General features: G+C 59.1%; 14 protein-coding genes and 3 pseudogenes. 8 read left to right on the top strand and 9 right to left on the bottom strand.

Going from position 1 to position 18,606, the window contains the following annotated elements:
- Nucleotides 1-31: 31 nt before the first annotated feature.
- Nucleotides 32-283, bottom strand: coding sequence for a hypothetical protein (locus tag AB9N64_RS28165; RefSeq protein ID WP_122299798.1), 252 nt, complete (start codon nucleotides 281-283; stop codon nucleotides 32-34).
- A 134-nt stretch (nucleotides 284-417) separates the two neighbouring features.
- Between AB9N64_RS28165 and nhaR the strand changes: the two genes are divergently transcribed.
- The gene (nhaR, locus tag AB9N64_RS28160; RefSeq protein ID WP_014717956.1) at nucleotides 418-1,320 is read left to right on the top strand and encodes a transcriptional activator NhaR; all 903 of its coding nucleotides are present in this window, start codon (nucleotides 418-420) and stop codon (nucleotides 1,318-1,320) included.
- 4 nt (nucleotides 1,321-1,324) lie between these two features.
- Here the strand turns inward: nhaR and AB9N64_RS28155 are convergent, their stop codons facing one another.
- Entirely contained in the window at nucleotides 1,325-2,479 is a 1,155-nt protein-coding gene (locus AB9N64_RS28155) for an MFS transporter (RefSeq protein ID WP_020302054.1), read from the bottom strand.
- 241 nt (nucleotides 2,480-2,720) lie between these two features.
- Here AB9N64_RS28155 and sstT point away from each other — a divergent pair, with 241 nt between their 5' ends.
- Nucleotides 2,721-3,941, top strand: coding sequence for a serine/threonine transporter SstT (gene sstT / locus AB9N64_RS28150; RefSeq protein WP_014717954.1), 1,221 nt, complete (start codon nucleotides 2,721-2,723; stop codon nucleotides 3,939-3,941).
- 71 nt (nucleotides 3,942-4,012) lie between these two features.
- Here sstT and AB9N64_RS28145 read toward each other — a convergent pair whose 3' ends face one another.
- Nucleotides 4,013-7,168, bottom strand: coding sequence for a hypothetical protein (locus tag AB9N64_RS28145; RefSeq protein ID WP_371360405.1), 3,156 nt, complete (start codon nucleotides 7,166-7,168; stop codon nucleotides 4,013-4,015).
- Between the two features lie 284 nt (nucleotides 7,169-7,452).
- Nucleotides 7,453-7,962 (bottom strand): DUF1993 family protein, encoded by a 510-nt coding sequence (locus AB9N64_RS28140; RefSeq protein ID WP_014717952.1) that lies wholly within the window; start codon nucleotides 7,960-7,962, stop codon nucleotides 7,453-7,455.
- A 117-nt stretch (nucleotides 7,963-8,079) separates the two neighbouring features.
- Here AB9N64_RS28140 and AB9N64_RS28135 point away from each other — a divergent pair, with 117 nt between their 5' ends.
- The gene (locus AB9N64_RS28135; RefSeq protein ID WP_014717951.1) at nucleotides 8,080-8,730 is read left to right on the top strand and encodes a YceH family protein; all 651 of its coding nucleotides are present in this window, start codon (nucleotides 8,080-8,082) and stop codon (nucleotides 8,728-8,730) included.
- Nucleotides 8,731-9,302: 572 nt separating this feature from the next.
- Here AB9N64_RS28135 and AB9N64_RS28130 read toward each other — a convergent pair.
- Nucleotides 9,303-10,121, bottom strand: a complete 819-nt coding sequence (locus tag AB9N64_RS28130) for a shikimate 5-dehydrogenase (protein ID WP_014717950.1) — start codon at nucleotides 10,119-10,121, stop codon at nucleotides 9,303-9,305.
- A 156-nt stretch (nucleotides 10,122-10,277) separates the two neighbouring features.
- Here AB9N64_RS28130 and AB9N64_RS28125 point away from each other — a divergent pair, with 156 nt between their 5' ends.
- The 3 genes from AB9N64_RS28125 to AB9N64_RS28115 all read left to right on the top strand — a co-directional run bounded on the left by AB9N64_RS28125 (nucleotide 10,278) and on the right by AB9N64_RS28115 (nucleotide 11,354).
- Complete coding sequence (locus AB9N64_RS28125; RefSeq protein ID WP_019818659.1) at nucleotides 10,278-10,652, top strand: hypothetical protein; 375 nt, start codon at nucleotides 10,278-10,280, stop codon at nucleotides 10,650-10,652.
- A gap of 233 nt (nucleotides 10,653-10,885) precedes the next feature.
- Entirely contained in the window at nucleotides 10,886-11,080 is a 195-nt protein-coding gene (locus tag AB9N64_RS28120) for a hypothetical protein (RefSeq protein WP_014717949.1), read from the top strand.
- 91 nt (nucleotides 11,081-11,171) lie between these two features.
- Nucleotides 11,172-11,354, top strand: a complete 183-nt coding sequence (locus AB9N64_RS28115; protein ID WP_003190283.1) for a hypothetical protein — start codon at nucleotides 11,172-11,174, stop codon at nucleotides 11,352-11,354.
- A 3-nt stretch (nucleotides 11,355-11,357) separates the two neighbouring features.
- Here the strand turns inward: AB9N64_RS28115 and AB9N64_RS28110 are convergent, their stop codons facing one another.
- The gene (locus AB9N64_RS28110; protein WP_019818663.1) at nucleotides 11,358-12,425 is read right to left on the bottom strand and encodes an AI-2E family transporter; all 1,068 of its coding nucleotides are present in this window, start codon (nucleotides 12,423-12,425) and stop codon (nucleotides 11,358-11,360) included.
- Nucleotides 12,426-12,596: 171 nt separating this feature from the next.
- Here AB9N64_RS28110 and yegQ point away from each other — a divergent pair, with 171 nt between their 5' ends.
- Nucleotides 12,597-13,910 (top strand): tRNA 5-hydroxyuridine modification protein YegQ, encoded by a 1,314-nt coding sequence (yegQ, locus tag AB9N64_RS28105; RefSeq protein ID WP_032903782.1) that lies wholly within the window; start codon nucleotides 12,597-12,599, stop codon nucleotides 13,908-13,910.
- Nucleotides 13,911-13,932: 22 nt separating this feature from the next.
- Here the strand turns inward: yegQ and AB9N64_RS28100 are convergent.
- The 3 genes and pseudogenes from AB9N64_RS28100 to AB9N64_RS28090 form a co-directional block, all read right to left on the bottom strand.
- Nucleotides 13,933-14,523, bottom strand: a pseudogene (locus AB9N64_RS28100) (methyl-accepting chemotaxis protein); the annotation flags it as partial.
- Between the two features lie 315 nt (nucleotides 14,524-14,838).
- Nucleotides 14,839-15,612 (bottom strand): annotated as a pseudogene (locus AB9N64_RS28095) (cache domain-containing protein); the annotation flags it as partial.
- A 179-nt stretch (nucleotides 15,613-15,791) separates the two neighbouring features.
- The gene (locus AB9N64_RS28090; protein WP_371360404.1) at nucleotides 15,792-17,111 is read right to left on the bottom strand and encodes a Na+/H+ antiporter family protein; all 1,320 of its coding nucleotides are present in this window, start codon (nucleotides 17,109-17,111) and stop codon (nucleotides 15,792-15,794) included.
- A gap of 229 nt (nucleotides 17,112-17,340) precedes the next feature.
- Here AB9N64_RS28090 and AB9N64_RS28085 point away from each other — a divergent pair.
- A pseudogene (locus AB9N64_RS28085) lies at nucleotides 17,341-18,582 on the top strand (chemotaxis protein); the annotation flags it as partial.
- Nucleotides 18,583-18,606 lie beyond the last annotated feature (24 nt).

Here is an 18,606-nt window from a genome sequence, read left to right as displayed (position 1 = left end):
AGGTCAGTCCTGACGTGGTAGTGCTGGGGAATTAGGTTTCTTTGGTGTCGGATTCAGCAGCTTTTTCGGCGTCTTTTTCCTGCTTCTCAGGGCTGATCAAGCCCTGGGTTGCTTCACTCAATGCCTGCTCGGCGGCCTTGTGGGTGTCGTCGATCGCCTGCTTGGCCGACTCGGTGGCTTTGCCTAACACCTGTTGCGCGCTTTTCTCGACTTGATCACAGCCGCTGACCCCTATCAATGAAAGCGCAAGCAACGACGCCGCGCCCAGGGAATTGAGTTTCATGATGTATTCCTCGTTAGAACCCTTGGGTCCAAGTAGTGGCCCCTCGATAGCGAGGCATTCTATGCAGGCGAACAGTTCAGTAAAATTCGTATTTTTCTCGCGTATACTTCGGTTTTTGCGAAGTGTAAGCGAGCATGCTCAATTATCGACAGCTGCATTACTTCTGGGTGGTAGCCAAGACCGGCAGCATCGTGCGCGCCTGTGAGCAATTGAACCTCACGCCGCAGACCATCAGCGGGCAGATCAGCCTGTTGGAGCAGACCTTCGGTATTGCCCTGTTTCAGCGGGTCGGGCGCCAGCTTGAACTGACCGAAGCCGGGCGCCAGGCGCTGCCCTACGCCGAGCAGATGTTCCAGACCGGCAACGAACTGGAGGCGATGCTGCGCGCCCAGCCCGACGAACAGCAGATCCCGTTCCGCGTTGGGGTGGCGGATGTGGTGCCCAAATCCATCGTGTACCGGTTGATCGCGCCGACCATGGAGTTGAGCGAACCGATCCGCATCACCTGCCGTGAAGACAAACTCGAACGTTTACTGGCCGACCTGGCGATCCAGCGCCTGGACCTGGTGATTTCCGACAGCCCCATGCCCACGCACTTGGACATCAAGGGCTACAGCCAGAAGCTGGGAGAATGCGGCATCAGTTTTTTCGCCACCCAGACGTTGGCTGACCAGCATGGGGGGGATTTCCCACAGTGTTTGCAGGGCGCACCGCTGCTGATCCCGGGCGCTGAGACCGTGGTGCGCAGCCGTTTGCAGCGCTGGTTTGCCGAACAGCAAATTCAACCCCGCATCATCGGCGAGTTCGACGACAGCGCTTTGATGCAGGCCTTCGGGCAATCCGGCAGCGGAATTTTTATCGCGCCCAGCGTGATCGCCGACGAGGTGGTGCGCCAATACGGCGTAGCGCTGATCGGCCAGACCGATGCAGTGACCGAGTCGTTTTATGCAATCTCAGTGGAGCGCAAGGTCAAGCACCCCGGCATTGTGGCAATTACCGAGGGTGCCCGGCGGGAGTTGTTTACCGCCCTGCCCTGATCGCTCAGGCATTGAGCGCCGTGGGTTTGGCGGTCATCAGCCACAGTGCGAGCAGGATCGACACCAGGATAAACCCCGAAGCGGCAAACCCCAGGCTGCCCAGGCCCAGGGTGTCGATGACATGCCCGCCCACCATCGCGCCCAGGCCAATGCCGAGGTTGGCGCCGGCGATATTCAGCGACGCGGCAAACGCCGGTGCATGGGGCGCGGCCTTCATCAAGCGCACATGGCTGACCAGGAACATCGCCGCCTGGGTCACGCCCCACACCGCCATCGCCGCGGCCAGGCCGATGGTCGAGTGAATCGCCGGCACCACCGCCACCATGCCCGCGATCATGAACCCGCAAAACACCATGGACGCAATCAACGGATGACGATCCACGGCACGTCCGCCCAGGGAATTACCGATCAGCCCGACCGCGCCAAAGCCCATCAGGCACCAGCCCACCAACGTGCCGTCGAACCCGGCCAGGCGCTCAAGGATATCTGCCAAGTAGGTATAGGCGGTGAACATGCCACTGAACACCAGGATCGACAGCAGGATATGCCCCTGCATCACGGGGCTGCGCAGGATCTTGAATTGCGAGCGCAAGCTGGCCTGCTGGTGCTTGGCCGGGGTAACCGGCAGGTAGACATACAGCAGCAATGCCTTGGCCAGGGCAATCACCGCGAGCACGGCGAACGCGGTGCGCCAGCCGAACATATCGGAAATCAGCGTGCCCACCGGAATACCAAATACGGTGGCGCAAACAATGCCAAAGCCGATTTTTTCAATCGCACGCCCGGCGAACTCAGGGCCGACAATGTCAACCGCCGTTTCGCTGGCCAGGGCCCAGAACACGGGCAAGCCCAGGGCCGGGATCAAACGGGCCAGGGCCATTACCCAAATATTCGGCGCCAGTGCCGCCACCGTATTGGCCGCTGCAAACATGATCAAGATGCTGATGAACAGACGCTTGCGTGGGAAGCGTGCGCAGTAGGCAGTGAGGAACGGGCCGAACGCGGCCACGGTGAACGCGAACAAGGTCACCAGCAGCCCGGCCTGGGACACACTGACGTTCAGGTCCCGAGCAATCGAGGGCAACAGGCCGACGATGACGAATTCTGTGGTCAGCACGGTAAAACCGGCGGCTGACAGCAGCAGGATAGGAAACAACATGAAAACTCCAGAAACAACGACATCAACGACAGCCCGAGGGGCCCGCTGACGGATAGGAAAGATGAGAGGGATGAAGCTTAACAGAACATGTGCGGATCTGACCAAGCCCGACTGAAACGGGTGACGGAATGCCGCAGCGAACGAGACGCGTCCTACAGCATGCTAGACTTCGCGCCTGCTTCCTACAGTGCTTTCTGCCTGCAATGCTGTGCCCTACTAAAAAAACTAGAGACAACTCTTTATGACTGCTGCCCCTTCCCTGTTGCAACGTTTAATGCGCGTCAGCCTGGTCACCCAAATTGTCATCGGCCTGATTGCCGGGATCGTGTTGGCCTTGCTGTTCCCCGAGGCCGCGCGCGCCACCGGTTTTATCGGCAAGGTATTTGTCACGGCGCTGAAGGCTGTCGCGCCGATCCTGGTGTTTGTGCTGGTCATGGCCTCGATTGCCAACCACAAGCACGGTCAGGAAACTCACATCCGCCCGATCCTGTTTCTGTACCTGCTCGGCACTTTTTCCGCCGCCGTGGTTGCAGTGGTCGCCAGTATGTTGTTCCCGTCTGCCTTGGTACTGGTCACCCATGACGCCACGGTAAGCGCCCCCGGCGGTATCGGCGAGGTGCTGCAAAGCCTGTTGCTCAGCGTGGTGGATAACCCGGTCAGTGCGCTGATGAATGCCAACTTCATCGGCATCCTGGCCTGGGCCATTGGCATGGGCATCGCCATTCGCCATGCCGGTGAAACCACCCGTACGGTATTGGACGACTTGTCCAACGGCGTCACCCTGATCGTACGCGTGGTGATCCGCTTCGCCCCGCTAGGCATCTTTGGCCTGGTGGCCTCCACCCTGGCCACCTCGGGTTTCGGTGCCCTGCTCGGCTATGCCCATCTGCTGGTGGTGCTGATCGGCTGCATGCTTTTCGTGGCGTTGGTGATCAACCCGGCCATCGTGTTCTGGAAACTGCGCCGCAACCCGTACCCGCTGGTGCTGATGTGCCTGCGTGAAAGCGGGATCACCGCCTTCTTCACGCGCAGCTCGGCAGCGAACATTCCGGTCAACCTGGCGTTGAGCAAACGCCTGGGCCTGCATGAAGACACCTACTCGGTGTCGATCCCCCTCGGTGCCACCATCAACATGGCCGGCGCCGCCATCACTATCACCGTGCTGACCCTGGCGGCTGTGCACACTCTCGGGATTACCGTGGACCTGCCAACCGCCGTGCTGCTCAGCGTGGTCGCGGCCATTTGCGCCTGTGGGGCTTCCGGCGTGGCGGGCGGCTCGCTGCTGCTGATCCCGCTGGCGTGCAGCCTGTTTGGTATTCCAAGTGAAATCGCCATGCAGGTTGTCGCCGTTGGTTTCATCATCGGCGTACTGCAGGATTCGGCCGAAACGGCACTCAACTCATCTACCGATGTGTTGTTTACTGCGGCGGCGTGCCTGGGTAAAGAAGATCAGACCGCCTGATTGAGCAAAAAAAGCCCGAGCCGTTCACTCCTGAACCGACTCGGGCGTTTTTCATGGCGGCTGAATATCCATCAAGATGGCGAAGTGGCCGCAGTGAATCCCTGAAGGGGCATCCCGTATCGCTCGTTTGTTTGCGGATTGAATCGGTACCATTTACCACTGACGGAATCTAGCTGAGCGATAATCTTTGTCGCGTCCTCGCCCGCAGAAGTGCCAACCATTACATTTTTCGGCTTGTGCTGAAAAACCCTGTTAACACTAATGTTAGCCGCAACGCTTTTCCAGCCAAGGCTTAATTTGCCCACTACCGAAGAAAACGCTGTCAGGCCTCTAGTCCCGATGGCCGCCCCGCCTGCAAAGGGGTTGGCGGCGCTTATAAATGCCCGCCCCAGCCTGCCTGTAACACCTCCGCGCCCTAGCTGCCCACCTACCTTCGCGATCTTTGAAATTTTTCCGACGGCGCCTGCACCTGCGACAACAAAACCAAACACGTCAAATGCAAGGAATTTAAGCCCTTCACCAACCCTACCCTGCTGAAAACTGTGAAGCGCCGACGCACCCGGTATCAGTGCACGGGTCACCGCCTGGATTTTTTCGAATTCAGTCACTTCAGTGTCGAACGTGGTGACACCTCTGGCCGCGTTGACCACCGTTTCACGTTCGTCGGCCCTGAAAAAATGGCGTGTGACTGCGTCTGCTATATGCTGCGTTCGCTGCGAATTGAAGGCTTGGGTAGGAGATGAAGTTTGAAGCTTTGATTCTCGCTCTTTACGTTCTGCCGAATCATTGGCATTAATTTCACTGATTTTGGTGTTGGATCGAACTCTGACCTTGGGTTTATTCGTAGCAACGGGGCTCCACTCGCCTTGCAGCCCTGTCTTGAGCCCCTCCGCTAAATCTGCGCGATGCTGCAGCCCGCCCGTCGCGGGATTGAATTCGTAAATCCGTTTCTTGCCTTTATGCAGCGTCTCAAGAAATACAGAGCTACTTTTAACTTCTTCAGTCTCCGAAACATCGTATTGAATCTTGTAACCTGCCGATGTAATGGTTTGGGTGACTTTTTCCTCCCCATAGATTTTCAACGCGCCGTGCTGCAGTGCCTCCTGATCCTCCTGAGGCAGCAAAGACATCTGATGTTTAACATTCACGCTCATGGCGTCTTTAAATCCGTCGAAATACTCCAAGACATGTGATTCGAACGCTTCGTTTAAAGATTCCATCTCGCGAACGTCAGCCGCTATTTTTTCAATCGGAACAGCGGGATCATTGGAAAACCATCTGACATGTTGCTGCGGGGCGGAATAGATATCCAATATCGAATAGGGGCCTTTTAAGTCGCGGTGTTTCTCGGTGGGATAGATTGTTTTTTTCTCGAAGTCTATTTTCCCATAGGTTTCCTCGGGAAAACGGGCCCTCAATATACTGAGCCCTAATTCCGAGCGACTATGTAATATCGTGCGTTGCGCTTCTGAAGCCGTTGTCAATAACTCGAAGCGCTCGTTGGCGAGGACGCCGGCACGTTCAATTTCTTCATCCGTATAATTGTTATCCTCCCGTTTTTCGATGGCCCCATCCGCCACTGCCCAATGAATCAACCCCTCTCGCGCCGCCAACGCTTCCACTTGTATCCCGGCATCGTCTATGGGCCTCAAGTCGTCTTTGAGCAACTGCTCATATGTTTTAGTCGCCGCCACACCTGGAGAGCGCATTTCAGCTTTGGCAACGATCGATTTCAAACTGACCCAACCCGGTGAGCCGTAAGTCACATGATCCGGGACATCTTTGACCAGTAATTCCGGAGCGTGGTGCGACAACGGCAGATAGGCCGCAACAGGAGCGTTACCGCCGTATGACTTGCTCAGATGATCAGTGAGCCCCTTCAGAACAAATGACAGCGGTTTTCCCCAGTTCTCGCGCGCCGACAGATCAAACCCGGCCACCTTGTTCTTTTCGCCCGGTTTCCATAACGCATCCTGATTGAGGCCTATCTGGAGAGCCGAAAGTACCCAGTCCTCAACACTGCCGACCCCCTCGAACTTATCGCGCAAGGCTTCGCCCAAGGACTGCGCAGCCGGGCTTTGCAAAAGCCTCAAGATCGCTTGTCGGGGATCTTTCAACTCTGCTTCGGACCATTGGATGGTTTGTGTCAGATACCCGAACGCGTTTTGGCTCAATTTCAACTGGTCGAATTCGGGTAGCCCCATCGCGTTATAGGAAACAGCATCGTAGATCGCCTGCTGTTGCGTCGTATCGAGCGGCGTTGGCCACGCTAGTCCTCCGCCCAAATCCTGACGCCGTTGTGGGTACTGGAGCTCTGCTAAACTGAGGCCAATTTGTCGCATTTCTTCTGTATTAACCGGATGTTTCCAACCATTGGCCGTCATGAACTGCAAGAGGTTCACTTGTCGTCCGGCCATTGGTTGGTTATCCAAGTGGAAACCAGATTCAGGGCCAATCGTGAACAGTTGCGATTGCAGGTAGGATAGAAATCCGGCTTCACGATCATAGGGAGGCTGGAAGCCAGGGCGAAAAGAGAGGTTACTCTGATGCAAGCGCTCTTGTTGATCCAGATACTTGCCTACCTTAGCATTAGCTTCGACCAGGGCATCTTGGAAGGCTTGCAGATCGCGTCTATCGGCAAGTTGTTGTTTTTGTAACATCAGGGTTTCTTCAGAACGCGCTTGACCAACGCCCGACGTCGCAAATGCGTTGTTTTTTTGCAACGCTTGAGCTCGTGCTCGATCCTCGGTTGAATCGTTATGTATCGTCTCTCCATAAAACTGGGCGATCAACTTGAGCGGTACACTGTCGGCGCGCACGGCCGAGTAGCTTATCCCGTCGGGAGCATAGGCTTTCAATGCGGCCAGAATTGGCCCTGCGTATAACGCCCAGCGAGGGTGGTCTTTTAAAGTAAATCGGGCAATTGCTCCATTTTTTTCTTTAACGCTCAGCGTCCCGTCTGGGGCGATCTCCATGGTGGTCGGGTCCAAACCCTGCCTCTTCAGCACATAGGCAAGATACGGGTCTTCAAATGTATTACGCAACTGTGTACGCCATTGGCCGAGAGACGACGCGTCTGGAATATTCGGAATAATAGTGTGCTCATCACGGGCTCGACTCTCCAGGGCTTCTGCATAACGGGCGGCCAATTCACTGTCGGCTTGAGCACGGTCAGAAGTTGATAGAACCGCTTCGTTACCGGGAGCCTCTCGACGGGTCCGGCTCATCGCAAACGAACGTGAAGACGAATCCTGGCTGACGGAGGTATTGCGTGTATCTTCGAAATAAGCGTTATGGGTTGTCGACGTTAACGCAGAGGAGGAAAGCTGCATTTAGTTTGTGGTCTCCAGGTTCTTCGGTTGAAAGTTTAATAGGCACTCCTGAGTGAGATTTACTGAATATTGGTTGCATCAAGATATGTAACAAAGCATTGGTGAAAAGAATATCCTGCAAAAAAAAACCGAGGCCGTTCATTTCAGAACAAGCCCCGGTTTTTTATTGAAGCGTGAGTTTAGAACGCGCCCATGTAATCACGCTTGCCCACTTCCACACCGTTATGACGCAGCAAGGCATAAGCGGTAGTGATGTGGAAGAAGAACTGCGGCAGGCCGTAGGTCAGCAGGTAGGACTGGCCGCTGAAGCGCTTCTCTTTCGGCGTGCCTGGGCGGGTGATGATTTCGATACCTTCCTTGCCGTCGATCTGCTCGGGCTTGATGGTGTCGACGAAGGCCAGGACCTTGGCGATCAGTGCTTGCAGGTCGGCAAAGGTGACTTCGTTGTCTTCGTACTTCGGTACTTCGATCTCGGCCAGGCGTGCCGACACACCTTTGGCGAAGTCCACGGCGATCTGCACTTGGCGCACCAACGGGAACATGTCCGGGAACAGGCGCGCTTGCAGCAAGGCGTTGGGCTCGATGTTCTTGGCGCTGGCGTGGGCTTCGGCTTTGTTCAGCACATCGCTCAACGCGTTGAGCATTTGCTTGAAGACTGGGATAGAAGCGGCGTACAGGGAAATGGTCATGTCAGTCTCACTGATAATGGCAGGGTTGGAACCAGCGGCGATTATAGCCATGCCCGGTGCTTGTCTTTTATTTTTTGAGGATTACGCTGGTGAGCTTCACTGCATAGGGAAAGCGCGATGACCGCCGAGCACGACACCGACACCCCTGAGCCGCGCCTGAACAGCACGGAAATCCGCATCCTGGGCTGCCTGATCGAAAAACAGGCGACCAACCCGGAAACCTACCCCCTCACCCTCAACGCCCTGGTGCTGGCCTGCAACCAGAAGACCAGCCGCGAGCCGGTGATGAACCTCAGCCAAGGCCAGGTCGGCCAGAGCCTGCGCGCGCTCGAAGGCCAAGGCTTCACGCGCCTGGTGATGGGCAGCCGCGCCGACCGCTGGGAGCACCGTGTGGACAAGGCCCTGGAACTGGTGCCGGCCCAGGTGATCCTGACCGGGCTGCTGTTCCTGCGGGGGCCGCAGACCGTCAATGAGTTGCTCACCCGCAGTGGGCGTATGCATGACTTTGAGGATGCCGAACAGGTTGTGCATCAGCTCGAGCGCCTGATTGCACGAGGACTGGCGCTGCTCGTGCCGCGTCAGGCGGGGCAGCGGGAAGACCGGTATACCCATGCACTGGGGGACCCGGCAGATATTGAAGCGATTATGACCGCGCGGGGGAATCCGGTAGAGCGTAGCGCAGGGGCTGTTTCGGTGGAGCGCATTGAAGAGCTGGAAGCGCGGATTGCCGCACTGGAAGAACGGCTGGCGCAGCTGGAACAGGGATAATGCAGATAAACATGTGGGAGCTGGCTTGCCTGCGATAGCCATTGGTATCGACACAACTTTGTAGGTTGCAGCAGCCAACGGTAACTACGATGCGAAGCGAGCCGCTCTTGATCTTGCTCTGCTTTTGATCTTAGGCGCCCCGTTAAACCACGCTGGCCGAACGCAGGCTTTAATTCGTGGGTAACCCGGCAGGACGCCGGGTTAGCCGCCCCGCGCCATGGATGGCGCGTGGCGGCGGCCCACGGATTCAAGCCTGCGTTCGGGCACACCGAGCCTAGGCGAGGTGCCGAGTGGTGGGGCAAGAGCCTTTTGCTTACTTTTGGGCTCTTTTCAAAAGTGAGCCGCTGTAAAAGCGGAACCCTAAGTAGCCGTTACCGCAGGAATGGATATGTACTCGGTATTACGGCGTCGACTGTGAGGCCGTCTTCGCAGGCAAGCCAGCTCCCACAGTTGGATCGTGGGGTGTCAGGTAGATAGCCGTCGCCTGGCAGGCCGCCATCGCAGGCGAGCCAGCTCCCACAGTTGGATCGCGTGCGCGTCAGTTAGATCACCGAATGGTTGTGCGTAAGGCTTTAGCTGCGGGCGAAGGCCACCGCTGCCTCGAACTGCTCCTGCGTAGGCCGCACACCGGTATAAAGCACAAACTGCTCCAACGCCTGGATAGCGATCACTTCCAGCCCGGTAATCACCCGCTTGCCCTGGGCACGGCCACGCACGATCAACGGTGTTTCCGCTGGGATCGCCACCACATCGAAGACCGTCTCGGCCTGATCGATTGCCTCGGCGTCAAACGCCAACGCATCCGCTTCCGCACCGCCGGTCATGCCAATGGGCGTCACGTTGATCAGCATCTGTGGCCGCAGGCTGCCCAGATCCGCCTGCCACGCGTACCCCAGGTTCCTGGCCAATGCCTGGCCCGCCACCTCATTACGTGCCACGATCACGCCATTGGCGTACCCCCCGTCACGCAAGGCACTGGCGACCGCCTTGGCCATGCCGCCGCTGCCGCGCAGGGCGAAGCTGGAGTCCTTGGGTACCGCGTGTTTTTTCAACAGTTGCTCGATGGCGATGTAGTCGGTGTTGTAAGCCTTGAGGTGGCCGTTGGTGTTGACGATGGTGTTCAGGGAGTCGATGGCTTGAACCGAATCGTCGAGTTCGTCCACCAAGGCAATGGCAGCCTCCTTGAACGGCATGGACACCCCGCAACCGCGCACACCCAGGGCGCGGATACCGCCGATCGCGCCGGGCAGGTCCTGGCTGCTGAAGGCTTTATAGTAAAAATTCAGACCCAGTTGTTCATACAGGTGGTTATGAAAACGCAGGCCAAAGTTCCCAGGGCGCGCCGACAGTGACATGCACAGTTGGGTGTCCTTGTTGGGGTGCATCTGCATGGATAACTCCTTGAAGTAAGCAAATCGGTACAGACCTTACACAACCTTTACTCACTGGCCGTGCTGTTTTCTCGAAATACGTTGTCTTAAAAGTATCCCCGCGACAATCCTTGAGTCTATTGATTGCAGACCACAAGCGCAGGGGCTAATTGAGGAATGACCATCATGCGTAAACTTCCCAGGATCGCCTTGCTTATCGGCGCACTCGCAATGGCCGGCCAAGCTTCCGCCCACGGTGGTGGTTGGGGTGGCCCGGCCGTGTTCGGTGCGCTTGTCGGCGCAGCGGTAGTCGGCTCTGTGGTTGCCAGCCAGCCGCGTGAGGTGTACGTGCAACAACCGGTGTATGTGCAGCCGCAGCCGGTGTATGCCGCGCCGCCGCCGGTCTACTACGCGCCACCGCCACCAGTGTATGTGCAACAGCAGGTTTACTACCGCCCGGCGCCCGTCTATTACGGCCCACCGCGCGGTTATTATGGGCCACCTCGCGGCTACTACGGCCCGCCCCACGGCTACTACCGCCATGGTTGGTAAGTTTTAATCCATTGACAGACACAGGCCTCGCCCACACGCGGGGCCTTTTTTTGCCTGAAAAGTCCGGATTTATCCTGCCGATGTCGCTGTGAGAACAACGCACGAGCGCCAATCCCACATCATGAGCGTCGAATATCCTCTTGATCGATGGCGGGCTGCGCTGTCATGTTTGCGTCACAAAACAGTCGCACTATCGACCCAGTCCAGCCAATAACAATTAAGGACGATTGACCATGCCCACGCAAAACCCGCACCGCACCGCCGGCCTGTGCACCTCCAGCAAGGTCTATAACGCTTTGACTGAACTCAAGCACCTTGAAGGCCATCGCAGCGCCAAGTTCCTGGCATTGCTGGCCGAAAACCTGGTGCGCAAGGGCCTGCTCAGTGAGCACGAAGTGGTGAACATGCTCGACCAGGTGGTGGATTAACGCCTGGCATTGATGTCGACTATCGAGCCAGGTGATTTTTCCCAAGCACCGGCAAACCGTAAGGTGACCTCCATAACGTTTGGAGGTACTTATGCCCACTGTTCAAATCATGTCTGTCATCGGTAGCGCCGTCCCCGCCCCTCTGCGCAAACTGGGCTTGCTCGCCTGCTGGTATGTGGTGCGCGATGGCGAGCCGATCAGCGGCCCGCTCACTTCGTTATCGGATGCCGAAACACAACGCCGAATGGCAACCGACTTCAGGCTAGAAGCCTGAACGCTATGGCAGCGGCAACTTGACCCGCGGCTTGGTTTCGACGAACAACGCCCAGCACGACATGAACAACGCCGCCACCAGCGGCCCGATGACAAAGCCGTTAAGGCCGAACACCGACAGGCCACCCAAGGTCGAGATCAGGATCAGGTAGTCCGGCATCTTGGTGTCCTTGCCCACCAGGATCGGGCGCAGTACGTTGTCCACCAGGCCAATCACGAACACCCCGAACAGCCCCAGCACCACGCCCTGCCAGATCGAACCGCTCAACAGGAAGTAAACCGCCACCGGCCCCCAGACCAGCCCGGCACCCACCGCTGGCAATAGCGACAGGAACGCCATCAGCACGGCCCAGAGCAAGGCACTGGGGATGTCCAGGAACCAGAAGATCAAACCTCCCAGCGCACCTTGGGTCACAGCCACCAGCACGTTGCCCTTGACCGTGGCGCGCACCACGCGGTTGAACTTGAGCTGCAGGCGACGCTTTTGCGGCTCGGCCAACGGTACGGCTGTGCGCACTTTGCGTACCAGTTCCGGGCCATCGCGCAGCAGGAAAAACAGCAGGTACAGCATGATGAAAAAGCTCACCAGGAAATCAAACGTCCCCTGGCCGAAGCTGAACGCCTGGGAGGCAAAGAACTGACTGCCCTGCATCGCGCCCTTGACGACCTTTTCCCGCAGCCCTTCGAGGTTGCCCATGCCAAAACGGTCGAGCAACTGCTGGAAATACGGTGGTAGGACGTTCTTGAATTGCTCGATATAACCCGCTACGTCGAGTTTGCCGCTCTCGATGTTTTTGTAGAGCGTGGCCCCCTCTTGCACCAGCAAAGCACTGGTGATGATCACCGGCAGAATCGCGATCACCAGGCACACCATCAAGGTGGTCAGGGAGGTCAGGTTGCGGTTCCAGCTAAAACGCTGCTGCAGGCGGCGCTGCATCGGCGCAAAGATAATGCCCAGGATCACGGCCCAGAACACCGCGCCGTAGAACGGCAGCAATATCCAGATAAAAGCCACGGTGACCAAGGCCAGTAGCAGCAACAGGGTTTTGAATTGCAGGTTGGTTTGATTCATGTCCGGTCCATGTCAGAAAAACAGGGCCGATGGCGGCCCTGTTGCTTAGTCCGCAGCCAAACGTGGGAGTGCCCTTGTTTATCGAACAAGCATAGATCGCCATGTGTAGACGTGGATCAATGAACGGCGCCCGGCCCTGCACTACCCTCGCGCCTTTTGCGACCTACAGCCATGCCCTCGATGATTGCCCCCGAGCTGCTCGCCCCTGCCGGCACCCTGAAAAACATGCGCTACGCCTTCGCCTACGGTGCCGACGCGGTCTATGCCGGCCAGCCGCGCTACAGCCTGCGGGTGCGCAACAACGAGTTCGACCACGCCAACCTGGCCCTCGGCATCCAGGAAGCCCATGACCAGGGCAAGCGTTTCTACGTGGTGGTGAACATTGCGCCCCACAACGCCAAGCTCAAGACCTTCCTCAAGGACCTGGCGCCGGTGATCGCCATGGGCCCGGATGCGCTGATCATGTCCGACCCGGGGTTGATCATGCTGGTGCGCCAGCACTTCCCGCAAATGCCGATCCACCTGTCGGTACAGGCCAATACGGTGAATTGGGCCAGCGTGGCGTTCTGGCAGCAACAGGGTATTTGCAGGGTGATTCTGTCGCGGGAGCTGTCCCTGGAAGAGATCGGCGAAATCCGCCAGCAAGTGCCGGCGATGGAGTTGGAGGTGTTTGTACATGGCGCCTTGTGCATGGCCTATTCCGGGCGGTGCCTGCTGTCGGGCTACATGAACAAGCGCGATGCCAACCAGGGCACCTGCACCAATGCCTGCCGCTGGAAATACCAGGCCACGCCGGCAGTGGAGAATGCCACTGGCGATATCGTCCATGAATATCAACCCACATTAGGGATCGGCACGCCCACCGATCAGGTGTTCCTGCTACAGGAAGCCAATCGCCCCGATGAACCCATGCCCGCCTTCGAAGACGAACACGGCACCTACATCATGAACGCCAAGGACCTGCGGGCCGTGCAGCATGTGGAACGCCTGGCACAGATGGGCGTGCATTCGTTGAAGATCGAAGGCCGCACCAAGTCCCACTTTTACTGCGCGCGCACCACCCAGGTCTACCGCCAGGCCATCGATGACGCAGTGGCCGGGCGTGCATTTGACCGCGGCTTGATGACCAACCTCGAGTCCCTGGCCCAGCGTGGCTACACCGAAGGTTTCCTGCGCCGCCACGTGCACGATGAATACCAGAACTACCAGAACGGCAGCTCGGTTTCCGAGCGCCAGCAGTTTGTCGGGGAGCTGACTGGCGAACGTCGTGGCGCGTTGGCCGAGGTGAAGGTCAAGAACCGCTTTGCGCTGGGCGACCACCTGGAGTTGATGACGCCCGCGGGCAATTTTCATTTTGACTTGCCGAGCCTGCATAACGCCAAGGGCGAAAGCATTGAGGTGGCGCCGGGGGACGGGCATACGGTGTATGTGCCGATTCCGGCGCAGATGGACCTGCGCTTTGGCCTGCTGATGCGCGACGTTTAAACCCTGCCATGGGTTGAATGGATCAGATCCTGAACTGGCCCACCAACTGCCCGAGGCGCTGGCCCAGGTCGGCCAGACTGCGAGACGTCTGAGCGCCCAGTTGGGTTTCGTCCGCCACGCTGTCCACCGCTACCGCAATCTGATGCACGCTGCGGTTGATCTCTTCCGCCACGGCGGTCTGCTCTTCCGCGGCGCTGGCGATCTGGGCGTTCATTGAGTTGATGGTGCCAATCAGTTGCGCCATGGTGTCCAGGGACGCGCCGGCCTGGTTGGCCTGGGCCGAGGTGCCGTCGCCGGCATCGCTGGAGCGGCGCATAGCGTCCACGGCCGCCTCGGTGCCTTTTTGCAGGCGATCGATCATGCCCTGGATTTCCTGGGTGCTGGTTTGGGTGCGACTGGCCAGGGCGCGCACTTCATCGGCGACTACGGCAAAGCCACGCCCAGCCTCCCCGGCCCGTGCGGCCTCGATGGCAGCGTTGAGCGCCAGCAGGTTGGTTTGCTCGGCGATGGAGCGGATCACGCCGAGCACACTGACGATTGACGACACATCCTGCTGCAGGCTGTCCAGGGACACGCCGCTGCTGCGGATGTCGTTCACCAGCGCATGGATCTGCGCGATGCTGCCGTCTACCACACGTTTGGCGGCCTGGCCTTCGGCGTCGGTCTGCTGCGCAGCGACGGCGGCGCCTTGGGCACTGCGTGCCACTTCGTGCGCCGCCGAAGACATCTGGTTGATCGCAGTGGCCACCTGGTCGGTCTCGTGGCGCTGGCGTTCCATGGCCTGTTCGGAACGCTGGGCCTGGTCGGACACCTGGCTCACCAACCCGGTGAGTTGGGCGGTCATGTCGGTGATCTGGCGCACCAGGCCGTGGATTTTATCGACAAAGCGGTTGAATGCACCGGCCAGGTCGCCGAGTTCATCCTGGCTGGTAATGGCCAGGCGGCGGGTCAGGTCACCTTCACCCGCGGCGATGTCATCGAGGTTGGCTTTCATCAGGTGCAGCGGGCGCAGGATGGTATTGGCCAGCAGCATGCCCACGGCGGCGATCACCAGCAACACCACCACGGCGACGCCGAGGATGCTCAACAGCACGCCTTGCATGCGCTTCTCGACTTTTGCCTGCACCACCGCCACTTGGGCGTCAATGCCATCGAGGTTCACCGAGGTGCCGATCACCATGTCCCACTTGGGCAGGTACTCGGTATAGCCGAGCTTGGGCACCAGTTCGGTCTGGCCGGGCTGGGTCGAGCTGTATTGCAGGTAGTGGCTGCCGTCCTTGCCGACCTTGACCAGGTCGCGGTTGACGTAGACGCCGTTGGGGTCGCGGTTGTCCTTGAAGCTTTTGCCTACGCCGTCCGGGCTGTTGCCCTTGAACAGGCGGATGGTCTCGGAGTCGTAGCCGAAGAAATAGCCGTCTTTGCCGTAGCTGGTATTGGACAGCAACTTGACCACCTGCGCCCGCGCCGCGCTGTCGCCGGGGGCTGCCGCGTCGTAGAGCGGCTTGATGGTGGTCATAGCCACCTCGACATAACCTTGCAGGGTGGCCTTGGCGTCGTTGAGCAGGCGCTGACGGGTTTCATCCACCTCGTTGCGGGCCTGGCCCTGCAGAATCCACACGGTGGTCAGGCTGATGACCACGGCAAACAACAACACCGGCACGACAGCAAGGGCCAGGACTTTGGCCTTCAAACTCAGACGCATGGCTTTTCTCTCTTGTTAGTGGCGACTTGAGAGGTTAACGGCCATGTGAGCGATTACTGTAGGCGCGAGCTTGTGTGGCCAGAGCTTGCTCCCGCTCGGGTGCGCAGCGCCCGCAAGCTTTTTGGGGCTGCTTCGCAGCCCAGCGGGAGCAATCTCTGGCCACAGGGGGCTCACTTGGATCAGAGCGTCATCGCAGCCAGCCAGCCGAACGCCAGCAACGGCAGGTTGTAGTGCAGGAAGGTCGGCACCACGGTGTCCCAGATATGGTGGTGCTGGCCGTCGATGTTCAGGCCGGAGGTGGGCCCGAGGGTGGAGTCCGAGGCGGGCGAACCGGCGTCGCCCAAGGCCCCGGCGGTACCGACAATGCACACGATGGCCAGCGGGCTGAAGCCCAGTTGCACACACAGCGGCACGAAAATCGCCGCGAGGATCGGCACCGTGGAAAACGACGAGCCGATGCCCATGGTCACCAACAACCCCACCAGCAGCATCAACAACGCGCCAACGCCCCGGCTATGACCGATGAACGCTGCCGAGGCCTGCACCAGCGAGTTCACGTCACCGGTCGCCTTGAGCACTTCGGCAAAACCTGAGGACGCGATCATGATGAAACCGATCATCGCCATCATCTTCATGCCTTCGGTGAACAGGTCATCGGTGTCGCGCCAGCGCACGATGCCCGACACCGAGAAGATCAGGAACCCGGCCAGGGCGCCGATGATCATCGAGTCCAGCCACAACTGGATGATGAACGCCGAGGCAATCGCCAGGCCGGCCACCAGCAGGGTCAGCGGGTTGTACTGCACCGCCACTTGCTCGACACGCTCGATTTTCTTCAGGTCGTACACACGCTTTTTGCGGTAGCTGATCAACACCGCCACCAGCAGGCCGACCACCATGCCCAGCGCCGGCAAGCCCATGGCGTGGGTGACATTGACCCCGCTGATATCCACCCCGCTCTTGGCGACGTTGGCCAGCAGGATCTGATTGAGGAAGATATTGCCAAAGCCCACCGGCAGAAACATGTACGGGGTGATCAGGCCGAAGGTCATCACGCAGGCGATCAGGCGACGGTCCAGTTGCAGCTTGGTCAGCACATACAGCAGCGGCGGTACCAGCAGCGGAATAAACGCAATGTGGATCGGCAAGATGTTCTGCGAGGCAATCGCCACCACCCACAACAGGCCGATCAGCAGCCATTTGACGTGGTTGCCACCGCTGGCGTCCTGGCGGTCCACCAGCAGCAAGGCTTTGTCCGCCAGCGCATGGGCCAGCCCGGACTTGGCAATCGCCACGGCGAAAGCCCCGAGCAATGCGTAGGACAAGGCCACGGTTGCGCCGCCGCCCAGCCCGCCGTTGAAGGCCTTGAGCGTGGCCTCGATACCCAGGCCACCGGTCAAGCCGCCCACCAGGGCGCCGACGATAATGGCGATGACCACGTGCAAGCGGGACAGGCTGAGTACCAGCATGGTGCCGACCGCGGCGATGACTGCGTTAATCATGGTTACCTCAAGCAGAAACAAAAAAGACAGGCATACCCGCGCGCGGCCCATGGGAACAGCTGCCGGCGTGCAAGCTTGAAAGAGGTCTTATTAGAGGGCGCGCACTTTGCAGGAGCTGGGCTGTCATGTCAAAAACTGTGGTGAGGCAAAGCCCTCTGCACGCATAAAGAATTACAGGCGCTGGCCGATACGCTGTCTCTATGTGCTTTCAGGTAAGGATGTCCCGATGTCGCTCAGGCAGCTCTCCATTCAATGGAAAATCACCCTGCTGGCGGGCCTCTGCCTGCTGGGGATCGTGACCCTGCTGGTGGGTCTGTCGCTGTATCGCATGGCGCAGAGCTCCCAGCAGGTCAAGGCGTCCAGCATGCAGATGCTCGACGAAGCCGCCCAGTCGCGCATCGAGGCCCAAGGCGAAGTGCAAGCGCTGGGCATTCGCCAGCAGTTCATGGATGCCTACCAATACGGCCATGGTTTTTCCCGCCAGGTGCTGTTTTTGCGCGAACAGGCCGAGAAGCGCTTTCTCGATGCCTTCGACACCCGTGAAGACCTGACCCGCCAGGTCAAGGCCGCCCTGCAGGCCAACCCCGACCTGCTCGGCCTGTCCCTGGTGTTCGAAGCCAATGCGCTGGACGGCAAAGACGAACTGTTCGCCAACCAGGCAGAACTAGGCAGCAATGACAAAGGCCGTTTCGCACTGTACTGGTCGCAACCGACACCGGGGAAAATCACCTCGATGGCACTGCCCGAGAGCGACATGGCCGACACCTCCATCGGCCCCAGCGGCGAAAAAGCCAACGCCTGGTTCACCTGCCCGCGCACGACTCTCAAACCCTGCGTGATCGAGCCCTACTTCTATGTGATCGACGGCCAGAACGTGCTGATGACCAGCATCGTGTTCCCGCTGATGGTCAATGGCAAAGTCATCGCCTCGCTGTCGGTGGATATCAACCTCAACAGCCTGCAGGCGGTCAGCCAACAGGCCAGCCAGAAACTGTACGACGGCCAGACCCAGGTCAGCATCCTCAGCCCGACCGGCTTACTGGCCGGCTACAGCCCGGATGCCAGCAAACTCAGCCAACGCCTGGAGCAGGTCGACCCGGCCAGCGGCGCACAGTTGACCAGTGCCTTGGCCAGCAGTACCCAGACCCACAGCCTGCGCACCGACCATCAACTCAAGGTACTGGCGCCTTTTGCGCCGATTCCCGGCGGTAAGGCGTGGGGCGTATTGCTGGATGTACCGGAAAAAGTCCTGGTCGCCCCCGCCGAAGCGCTGAAAAACCAGCTGGACGCCGACAACGCCAAAGGCACCCTGCTAGAACTGGGCCTGGGCCTGCTCGCCGCCGTGGTCGGCTTGATCCTGGTGTGGCTGATGGCGCGCAGCGTGACCCGGCCAATCCTTGGCGTGGCGCACATGCTTGAGGATATCGCCAGCGGCGAAGGCGACCTGACCCGGCGCCTGGCCTACGCCAAACAGGACGAACTGGGCCAATTG

This window comes from Pseudomonas sp. KT_2_4 (genome assembly GCF_041410225.1).
Classification (GTDB): Bacteria; Pseudomonadota; Gammaproteobacteria; order Pseudomonadales; family Pseudomonadaceae; genus Aquipseudomonas; species Aquipseudomonas paracarnis.
This window is presented reverse-complemented; position numbering and strand designations above follow the sequence as displayed.